At 74.2% G+C, this 14041-nt stretch carries 13 protein-coding genes; 11 read left to right on the top strand and 2 right to left on the bottom strand.

The window, feature by feature from the left end:
- Positions 1–72: 72 nt before the first annotated feature.
- The gene (locus KPL60_RS28040; RefSeq protein ID WP_226367679.1) at positions 73–1329 is read right to left on the bottom strand and encodes an isochorismate synthase MenF; all 1257 of its coding nucleotides are present in this window, start codon (positions 1327–1329) and stop codon (positions 73–75) included.
- Positions 1330–1425: 96 nt separating this feature from the next.
- On the opposite strand from KPL60_RS28040, the gene KPL60_RS28035 reads away from it, so the two are divergent.
- The gene (locus KPL60_RS28035; protein ID WP_208818959.1) at positions 1426–1920 is read left to right on the top strand and encodes a DUF3592 domain-containing protein; all 495 of its coding nucleotides are present in this window, start codon (positions 1426–1428) and stop codon (positions 1918–1920) included.
- 32 nt (positions 1921–1952) lie between these two features.
- Here KPL60_RS28035 and KPL60_RS28030 read toward each other — a convergent pair whose 3' ends face one another.
- Positions 1953–2795 (bottom strand): inositol monophosphatase, encoded by an 843-nt coding sequence (locus KPL60_RS28030; RefSeq protein WP_226367678.1) that lies wholly within the window; start codon positions 2793–2795, stop codon positions 1953–1955.
- A gap of 167 nt (positions 2796–2962) precedes the next feature.
- Between KPL60_RS28030 and KPL60_RS28025 the strand changes: the two genes are divergently transcribed.
- From KPL60_RS28025 to KPL60_RS27980, 10 genes are all read left to right on the top strand, one after another.
- Entirely contained in the window at positions 2963–4123 is a 1161-nt protein-coding gene (locus KPL60_RS28025; protein ID WP_226367677.1) for a glycosyltransferase family 1 protein, read from the top strand.
- 67 nt (positions 4124–4190) lie between these two features.
- Positions 4191–4778 carry a hypothetical protein gene (locus tag KPL60_RS28020; RefSeq protein WP_226353907.1) on the top strand — a complete coding sequence of 196 codons (588 nt, stop codon included), beginning with the start codon at positions 4191–4193 and terminating at the stop codon, positions 4776–4778.
- A 29-nt stretch (positions 4779–4807) separates the two neighbouring features.
- Positions 4808–5500, top strand: a complete 693-nt coding sequence (locus KPL60_RS28015) for a demethylmenaquinone methyltransferase (RefSeq protein WP_062403809.1) — start codon at positions 4808–4810, stop codon at positions 5498–5500.
- Between the two features lie 691 nt (positions 5501–6191).
- Positions 6192–6557 (top strand): NADH-quinone oxidoreductase subunit A, encoded by a 366-nt coding sequence (locus KPL60_RS28010; RefSeq protein ID WP_062397987.1) that lies wholly within the window; start codon positions 6192–6194, stop codon positions 6555–6557.
- Between the two features lie 7 nt (positions 6558–6564).
- Positions 6565–7272, top strand: a complete 708-nt coding sequence (locus KPL60_RS28005; protein ID WP_308016847.1) for an NADH-quinone oxidoreductase subunit B family protein — start codon at positions 6565–6567, stop codon at positions 7270–7272.
- A gap of 122 nt (positions 7273–7394) precedes the next feature.
- The gene (locus KPL60_RS28000) at positions 7395–8129 is read left to right on the top strand and encodes an NADH-quinone oxidoreductase subunit C (protein ID WP_374203807.1); all 735 of its coding nucleotides are present in this window, start codon (positions 7395–7397) and stop codon (positions 8127–8129) included.
- Complete coding sequence (locus KPL60_RS27995; RefSeq protein WP_226353906.1) at positions 8126–9481, top strand: NADH-quinone oxidoreductase subunit D; 1356 nt, start codon at positions 8126–8128, stop codon at positions 9479–9481. The genes KPL60_RS28000 and KPL60_RS27995 overlap by 4 nt, the downstream gene beginning before the upstream one ends.
- Positions 9478–10245 (top strand): NADH-quinone oxidoreductase subunit NuoE, encoded by a 768-nt coding sequence (gene nuoE / locus KPL60_RS27990; protein ID WP_226367676.1) that lies wholly within the window; start codon positions 9478–9480, stop codon positions 10243–10245. The genes KPL60_RS27995 and nuoE overlap by 4 nt, the downstream gene beginning before the upstream one ends.
- Before the next feature lie 4 nt (positions 10246–10249).
- The gene (nuoF, locus tag KPL60_RS27985) at positions 10250–11599 is read left to right on the top strand and encodes an NADH-quinone oxidoreductase subunit NuoF (protein ID WP_226367675.1); all 1350 of its coding nucleotides are present in this window, start codon (positions 10250–10252) and stop codon (positions 11597–11599) included.
- Positions 11596–14037 (top strand): NADH-quinone oxidoreductase subunit G, encoded by a 2442-nt coding sequence (locus KPL60_RS27980; protein ID WP_208818966.1) that lies wholly within the window; start codon positions 11596–11598, stop codon positions 14035–14037. The genes nuoF and KPL60_RS27980 overlap by 4 nt, the downstream gene beginning before the upstream one ends.
- The last annotated feature ends 4 nt before the right edge of the window (positions 14038–14041 follow it).

Raw genomic sequence — 14041 nt, 5'->3', positions numbered from 1 at the left:
CCGGTCCCGACAGTGTCCGGGGCACGCCGCCGGGTCCGGCCGGACGGGGCACCGGACCGGGCCGGGCCGGGCTCAGCCCTCCAGGGACTCGCGGACCGCGCGCATCTTGGCGGCGGCCTCGCGCACCTCGCCGTCGGGCTCGGAGTCGGCGACGATCCCGCACCCGGCGAACAGCCGCGCCGTGCGTCCCTGCAGCTCGGCGCAGCGCAGCGCGATGCCCATCTCGCCCGCGCCCTCGGCGTCGACCCAGCCGACCGGGCCCGCGTAGCGGCCGCGGTCGAGACCCTCGATCTCGGAGATCAGCGCCGTCGCGTCCGGGGTCGGGGTGCCGCCGACGGCGGCGGTCGGGTGCACCGCGCCGATCAGCGTCAGCAGCGACGCGGGCCGGGCCGGGTCGAGGCGGGCGTGCACGTCGCTGGACAGGTGCGACACGTTCGGCAGGGTCAGCACCGACGGCGCGTCCGGCACGTGCAGCTCGGCCACCAGCGGGCGCAGCGACGCGGCGAGGGAGTCCACGGCGTAGGCGTGCTCGCGGCGGTCCTTCGACGAGCCGATCAGCGCGCCCGCGGTGTCGGCGTCCGGTCCGGAGCCGGGCCACATCGTGCCCGCCAGCACCCGCGACTCCACGGTCCGCCCGCGCAGCCGCAGCAGCAGCTCGGGGGTGGCGCCGACCAGGCCGTCGACGGCGTAGCTCCAGCACGTCGGGTAGCGCCGGGCGAGGCCGCGGAGCAGGAACCGGGGGTCCAGCGGGCGGTCGGCGACGGCGAGCAGGTCGTGCGCGAGCACCACCTTCTCCAGCTCCCCGTCGCGCATCCGCCCGACCGCCGCGGCGACGGCGGCCCGGTACCGGTGCGCGGAGACCTGGCCGTCGGCGTAGCGCAGCCGTCCGCTGGGGCGCACCGGCGACGGGACCGGCAGCCTGCCCGGGGTCTCCGGTGCGTCGGCGGGGGTGATCTCGGTGATCCAGGCGCGGTGCCCGCGCCGCCCGACGATCACCCGCGGCACGACGAGCACCGAGCCCGGGCAGCCGTCGGCGAAGGTGAACGAGGCGAACGCGAGGGCGCCGGTGCCGGGGAGACGGACGTCGTCGTAGCCGGCGCCGGCGTCGAGCCGGTCGACCACGCGGCGCCACCAGCGGTCGGCCTCGGCGAAGCGCTCGGGTCCCGACGCGGTGAACCGCGCGACCTCGCCCCAGCCGACCACGCCCTCGCCGTCGCGCACCCAGGACAGCGCCCCGGCGTCGGCGGGCAGCACGTCCAGCAGCCGCCCGTCGAGCCGCAGCGGGCGTGTCCGGACGCGCAACGCGGTGCTGGCCGGTGCGACGGTCACCCTTCGAGAGTAGGCAACTTCCTCCGCGGGGGCGGGCGCCAGGGTGGGAGGCACCGGACACACCCGGGTGCCGGAGCGCTCCTAGAATCGGGTCCCGTGACCAGTCCGAGCGGCCGTCCCACCGGCGATGTGCTGACCGAGACCTCGGCCGTCGCGGCCCGGCTCATCGGCCGGACGCGGTACCACCTGCCCGAGATCGTCCTGGCCGTCGCGCTGGCGTGGACGCTGGTGGCGCTGGTGGCGCTGGGGGGTGCGTTCCTGGAGGACGCGGCGATCGACGGCAACCGCGGCACCACCGCCGCGACCGTCCTCGACGGCTCGGACTACTGGCGGACCCTGGTCAGCTTCGTCGACGACGAGGGCCGGCTGCAGACCCCGGCGGCGGGCATCTCCTACCCGGTCGGGCTCACCCCGGGCGAGAACATCTACGTCGAGTACGACACCGCCGACCCGACGCACGTGCGCGTCGCGGGCCGCACCGCCGTCGACGGGATCCTCCCGGTCGCCGGGCTGATCGCGGGCGGCTGGGTGCTCCTCGGGCCGCTGTACGTGTGGCTGCGCCGCCGCCGGGCCCGCACCGGCACCGTCTGACCGCCCCCGCACCGGACCGCCCCGCACCGGGCTCAGCCCTGCCAGAGCGCCCCGACCTCGGCGGCGACCTGCGGTGCGGCGACGAGCAGCCCGCCCTCGGGCAGCGGCGTCGACCGGCCGTCGCGGCCCAGCACCAGCGCGCCGGCCTCGGTGGCCAGGCAGAGCGCCCCGGCGACGTCCCACTCGTGGTAGCGGGTCAGCACCGCGGCGACGGCGTTGCCCAGCGCGACCTGGGTGATCGCCAGCGCGGCCGAGCCGAGCACCCGCACGCCGACGTGCGCTGCGCGGGCGCGTTCGACGAACCCGGGGTCGGGGTCCTCGGCGCAGATCAGCGACCCGGCGACCCGGGCGGTGCGCCGCGACGGCACCGGCACGCCGTTGGCCCGGAAGCCGCGTCCGCGGGCGGCGGCGTAGATCTGCCCGCGGCCCGGGTCGGCGACGACGCCCACGGCCGGGCCGTCGCCGTCGACCAGGGCCAGGCTGTAGGCACACCAGGGCAGGCCCGCGACGTAGTTCGCGGTGCCGTCGACCGGGTCGACGACCCAGCGCAGCGGTGCGGTGTCGGCACCGGCGTCGGCGCCGAACTCCTCGCCGACGACCGGGCAGCCGGGGAACTCCGCGGCCAGCACCCGGCGGGTGTGCCGCTCCAGGGTGCGGTCGGTGTCGGTGACCCAGTCGAACGGGTTGGCCTTGGCCGACGCGTCGAGCGATCCGGTGTGGTCGCGACCCAGCGTCGCGGTGATCACCTCGGCGGCGTCGTTGGCCAGCCGGCCCGCGGTCTCGAGCGCGCGGGAGAGCAGTGCCGGGTCCACCGGCCGGGGGGACGGCACCGGGGGCGGCGCCGCGTGTGGCGGGGTGTGGGGCACGGCCGTCATGCGACCCGAGTGTCCGGGCGGGTGATGTCCCGGCGACGACGCGCGGGTGTCCACCTTGTGCCGGACGTGCCAACTCGTGACCCGCCCACCCGATGTTCGCCCAGGGTTGGGTGGTTGATCACGCCAGGGACCCGGCCCGCTGTCCCGCCCCCGTCACCGTTCCGGCCGTGCGCGTCGCAATCGTCTCGGAATGCTTCCTGCCGGTGGTCAACGGCGTCACCAACTCGGTGCTGCGGGTGTGCGAGCACCTGCGGGCAGGGGGTCACGACGTCGTGGTGATCGCGCCGGGCACCGGGGAGCCGGACTCCCACGAGGGGATCCCGGTCGTCCGGATCCCGGCCGTCGAGCTGCCGGTGGTGAACTCGATGCCGGTCGGGGTGCCCAGCAGGCGGATCCTGACCGCACTGCGCCGGTTCCGGCCGGACGTGGTGCACCTGGCGGCGCCGTTCGTCGTCGGGGCGCGGGGGCTGGCGGGGGCGCGGCGCCTCGGCGTGCCGACGGTCGCGATCTACCAGACCGACGTCGCCGGGTTCGCCTCCGCGTACGGGCTCGGGCTGACCGCACGGGCCGCGTGGCGCTGGACCTGCCGGCTGCACGGCATGGCCGACCGGACCCTCGCGCCGTCGAGCTGGGCGACCGGGGCCCTGCGCGAGCGCGGCGTCCCGCGGGTGCACCAGTGGGCGCGCGGCGTCGACACCCGCCGGTTCACCCCGTCCAAGCGCAGCGACGCACTGCGACGACAGCTCGCCCCGAACGGCGAGCGGCTCGTCGGCTTCGTCGGCCGCCTCGCCCCGGAGAAGCAGGTCGAGCGGCTCGCCGTGCTGGGGGAGCTGCCCGGGACGCGGCTGGTCGTCGTCGGCGACGGCCCCAGCGCCGACGGGCTGCGCGAGCGGCTGCCCTCGGCGGCGTTCCTCGGGCACCGCGGCGGCGACGAGCTCGCGCAGATCTACGCCAGCCTCGACGTGTTCGTCCACACCGGGCAGGCCGAGACGTTCTGCCAGGCCGTGCAGGAGGCACTCGCCTCGGGCGTCCCGGTGGTCGCGCCCGACGCGGGCGGCCCGCGCGACCTCGTGCTGCCCGACCGCACCGGCTACCTCGTGGCGCCCCGCCCCGACGGCGGGGAGCCCGGCGACCCGGCCACCGATGCCGCCGACCGCGAGCTGGTCGGGGCGGTCGCCGCGCTGTGCGAGCCGCAGCGCAACCGGGAGTTCGGCCTGGCCGCCCGCCAGTCGGTGCTGCGCCGCACCTGGACCGCGGTCGGCGACGAGCTGCTCGCCCACTACGGCGACGTGCTCCGCGCCGCGGCCCCGGAGCGCGTCGCGGCCTGACCCGAGGCCGGGCGGGCTCCGTAGTCGTGCGGATCCATGACCGCGGCCCGGCGGCGACGGTGGACCCATGAGTCGCACCGTCGTCGTCGCGCCCCGTGGTGAGCTCGCCACGGTCGACACCTCCGCCACCGTCCGCCTGATGTCCCGGCTGCTCGACCCCGCGCCCGCGGTCCGTGCCGCCGCCCGCGCCGAGGTCCTCGACGCCCCGCACCGGCAGATGCCGCCGGTGCTGTTCGCGCTGTCGGAGAACCTCGTCGCCGACGGCGCGATGCCCGAGGCCGCCCGCTGGTTCTACGCGGGCCAGCTGCGGGCCCGCTACGACGCCTGCCGCTGCACCGACACCACCGCCGCCCAGGCGCTGGCCGTGCTGCGCGACCGGTTCGGTGAGCCGGTGAACCGCTGGGCCTTCGCCGACCCGGCCCGGGTCCGCCGGGCCGCGATCCGCGCCGTCGCCTGGGACCGGGCGGCGCCGCACGACTACGACCACCGCTGGATCGCCCTGCACGGCATGGGCGCCTTCACCGGTGACGGCAACGGCGTCAGCACGCCGTCGGCCGAGTGGGCGGGCGTCGCCGCCCGGGTCCGCGCCGACTACCTGAGCGGCCTGCGTGAGGTGCTGCGCGAGCAGTTCGGGCAGCAGTTCGGGCAGCGGTGAGGCGGCGGCCGGGTCGGTAGGCTGTGCCCGTGTCCCGCGCCGAGCTCGACAAGAACCCGACCGACGTCGCCCGCATGTTCGACGGCGTCGCCCGGCGCTACGACCTGACCAACACCGCGCTGTCGGGCGGCCAGGACCGCTACTGGCGGATCCAGACCCGCCGGGCCCTCGGCCTGCGCCCCGGCGAGAAGGTCCTCGACCTCGCCGCGGGCACCGCGGTCTCGACCGTCGAGCTGGCGAAGGACGGCGCCTGGTGCGTCGCCGCGGACTTCTCCCTCGGCATGCTGCGTGCGGGCGCCCGCCGCGACGTCCCGAAGGCCGCCGCCGACGCGCTGCACCTGCCCTTCGCCGACGGCAGCTTCGACGCCGTCACCATCTCCTTCGGCCTGCGCAACGTGAACGACACCGTCGCCGGCCTGCGCGAGATGGCCCGCGTGACCCGCCCCGGCGGCCGCCTGGTCGTCTGCGAGTTCTCGACGCCGACCTGGGCTCCCTTCCGCGTGCTCTACCAGAACGCGGTGCTCGGCCACGCCCTCCCGGCGATCGCCCGGACGGTCTCCTCGAACCCCGAGGCCTACCTGTACCTGGCCGAGTCGATCCGGGACTGGCCCGACCAGCCCGCACTCGCCGGGAAGATCGCCGACGCCGGCTGGGAGCGCCCCGCCTGGCGGAACCTGACCTTCGGCGCCGTCGCGCTGCACCGGGCGTACAAGCCGGCCTGAGCCCCGCCGCCCTGCCCTGCCCGGCCCCGTTCCTCGTGGACGGGCCCTGCGGAGGGGCCTGCGGCACAGGGGGCCGACGTCGTGACGGAGCCGGGCGCGCTGTGCACGGGTGGTCGCGGTGGCGGCCGGGCGGTTGTCCGTGCACCGGCTCGCGCCCCCACAGCGGGCCCACTCCGCTGCAGAACCCTTCACACGGTGAAGGGTCTCCGCGCGGTCAGGGCCCCGGTCGGGCGAATCCGCTTACCGGGTAAGCGAGTTCAGAGCAGGGAGGGCCCGGGATGGCGTCCCCCTGCCACGCGGCGAGGCGCGCGGCGATCAGCGGCGCAGCGGTCGGCCCGGTGCGGCCCCGCCGGCCCGCGGATCGCGCACCGGCCGTCACCACCCACTGACCCCGCGTCGAAGGGCGTTGCGCCGCAAGGAGTCCCGCGCCATCGCCCGATCCGCCCACGCGATCACGGCGGTGTCGTCCTACACTGCTCGCGCAGTTCGTGAACTTTTTCACAAGGGTGGTGGGAGACGCGCGACCCGGAGCGCGCCGACCTGCGCGGATGCGGATCACATGTGACCCGTACCCCGTCACAGGTAAGGCTCGCCTGGGTTCTTGGTCACAGGGGACCGGACATAGGGTCGCCGCGACCGGCTCGTCGATCACCACCAACGACGGTGGCGCCGCGACAACGAAGGTGTAGGAATGCTCGATCCCTATCTCCCGCTCGTCCTGCTGTTCGTGTTGGCGGCGGGCTTCGCGGTGTTCTCGGTCGCCTCCGCGCCGTTGATCGGTCCGCGCCGGTTCAACCGGGCCAAGCTGGACTCCTACGAGTGCGGTATCGAGCCCTCGCCGCAGCCGGTCGTCGGCGGCGGTCGCGTGCCGGTCGCCTACTACCTCACGGCGATGCTGTTCATCCTGTTCGACATCGAGCTGGTGTTCATGTACCCGTACGCCGTCGTCGCCGATGCGGTCGGCGTCTTCGGGTTCGTGGCCATCACGCTCTACATCGCCACGATCGCCTTCGCGTACGCCTATGAATGGCGTCGCGGCGGGCTCGAGTGGAGCTGAGGCCGTCATGGGACTCGAGGAGAACCTGCCCAGCGGCGTCCTGCTGACCAACGTCGAGAAACTGGTCAACTGGACCCGGAAGTCGTCGCTCTGGCCTGCCACGTTCGGCCTGGCCTGCTGCGCCATCGAGATGATGACCACCGGCGCCCCGCGCTACGACCTCGCCCGGTTCGGCATGGAGGTCTTCCGGGCCTCGCCGCGCCAGGCGGACCTGATGATCGTCGCGGGCCGCGTGAGCAACAAGATGGCGCCGGTCCTGCGCCAGATCTACGACCAGATGCCCGAGCCGCGCTGGGTGCTCGCCATGGGCGTGTGCGCCAGCTCCGGCGGCATGTTCAACAACTACGCGATCGTCCAGGGCGTGGACCACGTCGTCCCGGTCGACATGTACCTGCCCGGCTGCCCGCCGCGGCCGGAGATGCTGATCGACGCGATCCTCAAGATCCACGCCAAGATCATGGACGAGCCGCTCGGCCCGAAGCGGGCCGCCGAGCTCGCCGAGTCCGGGTACCGGACGCCGATGGTGCCCTCGTCGGTCAAGTACGCGCCGAAGCACAAGCAGCTCGGGGCGCTGAAGACCACGCACACCCCCGACGTCCCGAACTACCTGGAGCCGGGCTCGCAGCCCAAGCCGGCCCCGAACGCGCTCGCGCCGGGGGAGACCCTGGAGCTGCCGTCGCTGGCCGACGCCGCCCGCGGAGGTGACGCGAAGTGACCGAGCCGACCGGCACCTCCAAGGACGGGGCCGAGCCCACCGGCGGCGCGCACTCGTCGTCGCAGGAGAGCGGCGCCGCGGCCGAGGAGCAGCGGGCGGCGGGCGGCGAGGCCCCCGGCGACCTGGCCGCTCCCGAGGACGCGGCCACCCCCTCCGACGCGCTGGGCGGCGCCCGCCCCGCGCAGAAGATGACCGAGACCCGTACGCGCTCGGGCATGTTCGGCGTCCGCGGCTCCGGCGACACCTCCGGCTACGGCGGCCTGCGCCTGCAGGGCTGGGCCCCGGCCCCGGCCGAGCGGCCCTTCGGCGGCTGGTTCGACGAGTTCGCCGACGAGCTCGGCGCGGCCCTCGACGAGCGCGGCGTCCCGCGCGCTGCGATCGAGCAGGTCACGATCGACCGCGACGAGATGACCCTCTACGTCGAGCCCGCCCGGCTGCACGAGGTCGCCCGCACCCTGCGCGACGACCCGGGCCTGCGCTTCGAGTTCTGCTCCGGCGTGTCCGGTGTGGACTACTCGGCGCCGGACGGCGCTCCGGTCGACCGGCCGCTGCACGTCGTCTACCACCTGCTGTCGATGACCTACCGGCGCCGGGTGCGCCTGGAGGTCGCGCTCGACATCGAGAACCCGCACGTCATGAGCGTCGTCGACGTCTACCCGACGGCCGACTGGCACGAGCGCGAGACCTGGGACATGTACGGCGTCGTCTTCGACGGCCACCCGGCGCTGACCCGGATCCTCATGCCGGACGACTGGGACGGCCACCCCCAGCGCAAGAGCTACCCGCTGGGCGGCATCCCCGTGGAGTACAAGGGCGCGGAGATCCCCCCGCCCGATGAGCGGAGGGCCTACTCGTGACGACTGACGCCGACCCCACCACCGCCGACGCCACCACCGACCCGTACGCCGCGCCCGGCCGGGAGACCACCGAGGGCACGGTCTACACCGTCACCGGCGGCGACTGGGACGACCTGCTCGAGGCCGAGCACGACGACCGCATCGTCATCAACATGGGCCCGCAGCACCCGTCGACGCACGGGGTGCTGCGCCTGGTCCTGGAGCTGGAGGGCGAGACCGTCACCCAGGGCCGCGCGGTCATCGGCTACCTGCACACCGGTATCGAGAAGAACTGCGAGTACCGGACCTGGACCCAGGGTGTCACCTTCGTGACCCGCGCGGACTACCTGTCCCCGCTGTTCAACGAGGGCGCCTACTGCATGGCCGTCGAGAAGCTGCTGGGCGTCGAGGTCCCGCAGCGGGCCGAGCACCTGCGGGTGCTGCTCTGGGAGCTGAACCGGATCGGCTCGCACCTGGTCGCGCTGGCGACCGGCGGCATGGAGCTGGGCGCGCTGACCGGTATGACCTCCGGCTTCCGCGAGCGCGAGGAGGTGCTCCACCTGCTGGAGTTCCTCACCGGCCTGCGGATGAACCACGCGTTCATCCGGCCCGGCGGCCTCGCCCAGGACATGCCCGAGGGCTGGCAGGAGAAGGTCCGCGACTTCCTCAAGGTCATGAACTCCCGGCTGCCGGACTACGACCGGCTGCTCACCGGGCAGCCGATCTGGAAGCAGCGCCTGGAGGGCGTCGGCTACCTGCCCGTCGACGGCTGCCTGGCCCTCGGCGCGTCCGGCCCGATCCTGCGCTCGGCGGGGCTGGCCTGGGACCTGCGCAAGCACATGCCGTACTCGGTCTACGACCAGTACGACTTCGAGGTCCCGACGGCCACCGAGGCCGACTGCTTCGCCCGCTACCGGATGCGCGTCGCCGAGATCCACGAGTCGCTCAAGATCATGGAGCAGGCGGTGACGAAGCTCGACGAGCTCGGCCCGGGCCGCGTCATGGTCGACGACCCGAAGGTCGCCTGGCCGGCGCAGCTGTCGGTCGGCAGCGACGGCATGGGCAACACCCTCGAGCACGTCCGCAAGATCATGGGCCAGTCGATGGAGTCGCTGATCCACCACTTCAAGCTGGTCACCGAGGGCTTCCACGTCCCGCCGGGGCAGGCCTACGCGGCCGTCGAGTCCCCGCGCGGGGAGCTCGCGGTGCACGCCGTGTCCGACGGCGGCACCCGCCCGGTCCGCATCCACGTCCGGGACCCCAGCTTCGTGAACCTGCAGACGATGCCCGCGATGAGCGAGGGCGGCCAGGTCGCCGACGTCATCGCGGCCGTCGCCTCGATCGATCCCGTGATGGGAGGTTGCGACCGATGACGGTCCCCCCGCAGGAGAAGAGCCCCGTCTCGCCGGTGTTCGACGAGCTGACCCGGCAGCGCACGACGGAGATCATCTCCCTCTACCCGGAGTCCCGGTCGGCGCTGCTGCCGCTGCTGCACCTGGTCCAGTCGGTCGAGGGGTACGTCAGCCCCGACGGCATCCGCTACTGCGCGGAGGCGCTGGAGCTGACCACCGCCGAGGTGTCGGCGGTCGCGACGTTCTACACGATGTACAAGCGCACCCCGTGCGGTGAGCACCTCGTCAGCGTGTGCACCAACACGCTCTGCGCGGCGCTGGGCGGCGACGACATCTACGCCCGCCTGCGCACGCAGCTGGGCACCGAGGACCGTCCGCTGGGCCACGAGGAGACGGCGGGGGAGCCCGGCGGCACCGGCTCGGTCACCCTCGAGCACGCCGAGTGCCTCGCGGCCTGCGACCTCGCCCCGGTGCTGCAGGTCAACTACGAGTACTTCGACAACCAGACCGTCGAGTCCGCGGTGGAGCTCGTCGACGCCCTGCGTCGCGGTGAGCGCCCGCAGCCGACCCGCGGGGCGCCGCTGACCGACCTGCGGACCGTCGAGCTGGAGCTGGCCGGGTTCACCGACGACGCCGCGACCGTCGACACGACGGCCCGTGTCGAGGGCCCGTCCGGTGCGATCGAGTCGGTGCGCGGGGCCCGGATGGCCGAGGAGAACGGCTGGACCGCCCCGGCGCTGCCCGACGAGCCGCCGGCGATGCCCGCGCTACCGGAGAAGAAGTGATCGCATGAGCACCACAGAGCCTGTGCGCAAGCCGGACCCGATCACGCCCGTCCTGACCAAGCGCTGGCTGTCGCCGCGGTCCTGGTCGATCGACACCTACGAGCAGCTGGAGGGCTACACCTCCCTGCGTACCGCGTTCGCCGCCCACCCCGACCAGCTCATCCAGCTGGTGAAGGACTCCGGGCTGCGCGGCCGCGGCGGTGCCGGGTTCCCCACCGGCATGAAGTGGGGGTTCATCCCGCAGGACGACGGCAGCGGCACGGGCCCCGGCGCCAAGCCGAAGTACCTGGTCATCAACGCCGACGAGGGCGAGCCGGGTACCTGCAAGGACATCCCGACGATGATGGCCGACCCGCACTCGCTCATCGAGGGCTGCATCGTCACCAGCTACGCGATCCGCGCGAATTTCTGCGCGATCTACGTCCGCGGTGAGGCGCTGCACTGCATCCGCAGGCTGCGCGCCGCCGTCCGCGAGGCGAAGGCGAAGGGCTACCTCGGCCGCGACATCCTCGGCTCCGGGTTCGACCTGGAGATCGTGGTGCACGCCGGTGCGGGCGCCTACATCTGCGGCGAGGAGACGGCGCTGCTCGACTCGCTCGAGGGCCGTCGCGGTCAGCCCCGGCTCAAGCCGCCGTTCCCGGCGACCGCCGGGCTCTACGCCTGCCCGACCGTCGTCAACAACGTCGAGACCATCGCCAGCGTCCCCGCCATCGTCAACGGCGGGGCGGCCTGGTTCCGCTCGATGGGTCGCGAGAAGTCGCCCGGCCCGAAGATCTACTCGGTCTCCGGGCACGTCGAGCGTCCCGGCCAGTACGAGGCCCCGCTGGGCATCACGCTGCGGGAGCTCCTGGAGCTCGCCGGCGGGATGAAGGACGGGATCCCGCTGAAGTTCTGGACCCCGGGCGGCTCGTCGACGCCGCTGTTCACCGCCGAGCACCTCGACGTCCCGCTGGACTTCGAGGGCGCCGCCGAGGCCGGCTCCATGCTGGGGACGACCGCGGTGCAGGTCTTCAACGAGACCGTCTCGGTGCCGTGGGCGGTCATGAAGTGGACCGAGTTCTACAAGCACGAGAGCTGCGGCAAGTGCACCCCGTGCCGCGAGGGCACGTACTGGCTGGTCCAGGTGCTGCAGCGGATGGTGCGCGGCGAGGGCACCTCGACCGACATCGACACCCTGCTCGACGTCTGCGACAACATCCTCGGCCGCTCCTTCTGCGCCCTCGGCGACGGCGCGACGAGCCCCATCACCAGCGCCATCAAGTACTTCCGCCAGGAGTTCCTGGACCTCATCGCGGAGCAGCCCGATGTGGACCGCCCGGAGCAGCTGGCCGCACTGACCGGAGCGAGCGCATGACCCTCACACCGGAGCGGAACGCCACCGAGGAGACACCCGTCCCCGAGGGCCACGTCCGCCTCACCATCGACGGCCAGGTCGTCGACGCCCCCAAGGGCGAGCTGCTGATCCGCACCTGCGAGCGCCTCGGCATCGTGATCCCGCGGTTCTGCGACCACCCGCTCCTCGACCCGGCCGGCGCCTGCCGCCAGTGCCTGGTCGAGGTGGAGATGGGCGGCCGGCCGATGCCGAAGCCGCAGGCCAGCTGCACCATGACCGTCGCCGACGGGATGGTGGTGAAGACCCAGCACACCTCCGAGCGGGCCGACAAGGCGCAGCAGGGTGTGATGGAGCTGCTGCTCATCAACCACCCGCTGGACTGCCCGATCTGCGACAAGGGCGGCGAGTGCCCGCTGCAGAACCAGGCGATGGCGCACGGCCGGTCGGACTCCCGCTTCGTCGAGACCAAGCGGACCTTCCCGAAGCCGCTGCCGATCTCCAGCCAGGTGCTGCTCGACCGCGAGCGCTGCGTCCTCTGCCAGCGCTGCACCCGGTTCTCCGAGGAGATCGCCGGCGACCCGTTCATCGACCTGCTCGAGCGCGGGGCGAAGCAGCAGATCGGCATCGCCGAGGACCAGCCGTTCCAGTCCTACTTCTCCGGCAACACGATCCAGATCTGCCCGGTCGGGGCGCTGACCAGCGCCGCGTACCGGTTCCGGTCGCGCCCGTTCGACCTGCGCTCGACCCCGGGCGTGTGCGAGCACTGCAGCTCCGGCTGCGCCTCGCGCACCGACTCCCGTCGCGGGACCGTGCTGCGCCGGCTGGCGGGCAACGACCCGGAGGTCAACGAGGAGTGGCTCTGCGACAAGGGCCGGTTCGCCTTCCGCTACACCGGTAGCCAGGGCCGCATCACCCGGCCGCTGGTCCGGCGCGCGGACGGCACGCTGGAGGAGGCCTCCTGGACCGAGGCGCTCGCCGTCGCCGCGGAGGGGCTGCTCGCGGCCCGCGCGGCCGGCGGCATCGGCGTCCTGCCCGGGGGACGGCTGACCGTCGAGGACGCCTACGCCTACGCCAAGTTCGCCCGCGTCGTCGCCGGCACCAACGACATCGACTTCCGCGCCCGCCCGCACTCGGGCGAGGAGCTGGAGTTCCTCGCCGCACACGTCGCCGGCGGAACGCCTCAGGACTCGGTGACCTTCACGGCGGTCGAGAACGCCCCCGCGGTGCTCACCGTCGGCACCGACCCCGAGGAGGAGTCGGGCATCGTCTTCCTGCGCCTGCGCAAGGCGTACCGCAAGCGCGGGCTGCGCCATTTCCAGGTCGGCCCGTTCACCAGCTACGGCGCCGAGAAGACCGGCGCCACCGTGCTGCACGCGGTGCCCGGCGCGGAGGCCGCGGTCGTCGCCGACCCGGGCGCCGACGTCGTCGCCGCGCTGGAGCAGCCGGGCGCGGTGATCCTGGTCGGGGACCGGGCCGCGGAGTCGCCGGGCCTGTACTCGGCGGTGTCCGCGCTCGCCGCCCGCACCGGTGCGGCGATCGGCTGGCTGCCGCGCCGGGCCGGGGACCGCGGTGCGGTCGAGGCGGGCGCGCTGCCCACCCTGCTGCCCGGCGGCCGGCTCGTCACCGACGCCGCCGCCCGCGCCGAGCTGGAGCAGGTCTGGGGCGCCCCCGTCCCGTCCGCCCCGGGCCGCGACGGCGACGCGATCCTCGCCGCCGCCGCGTCCGGTGAGCTGGCCGCGCTCGTGGTCGGCGGGGTCGACCCGCAGGACATGGCCGACCCGACGGCCGCGATCACCGCGCTGCGCGAGGTCGGCTTCCTGGTCAGCCTGGAGATCCACACCTCGGCGGTCACCGAGCTCGCCGACGTCGTCCTCCCGGTCGCCCCGGACGCCCAGCGCTCCGGTGCCTACGTCAACTGGGAGGGCCGCCGCCGCGAGTTCGGCGTCGCACTCGACGCGACCGGCGTGCTCCCGGACTGCCGGGTGCTCGACACCCTCGGCGTCGAGATGGACGCGGACCTGTTCACCCAGACCCCGGCCGCCGCGGCCGGGGAGCTGGAGCGGCTCGGCTCGCGCCGCGCCGGCGGCGTCGCACCGGACCACACGGCGGGCCAGGCCCGGCGTCCCGGCTACGGCCAGGCGGTCCTCGCCACCTCGCGCCAGATGATCGACGACGGCAGCCTCCAGATCGACGAGCCCGCGCTCGCCGGCACGGCACGGCGGCCCTACGTCAAGGTCAACGCGGCCACCGCGGAGCGGCTCGCGCTGGTCGAGGGCGCCGAGGCGACGGTCCGCACCGACCGCGGGGCGATCACCCTGCCGGTCGCGCTGACCGACCTGCCCGACGGCGTCGTCTGGCTGCCGACCTGCTCGCCCGGCTCGCACGTCCGCCCCACGCTCGGGGTGGGCCACGGTGACCTCGTGACGGTCGGTCCGGCCGGGAACGGAAGCGCGTCGTGAACCT

Source organism: Pseudonocardia sp. ICBG162 (assembly GCF_020496225.1).
GTDB classification, from domain to species: domain Bacteria; phylum Actinomycetota; class Actinomycetes; order Mycobacteriales; family Pseudonocardiaceae; genus Pseudonocardia; species Pseudonocardia alni.
Note: the sequence above shows the minus strand (reverse complement) of the source record. Positions and strands in the feature narration are given on the sequence as shown.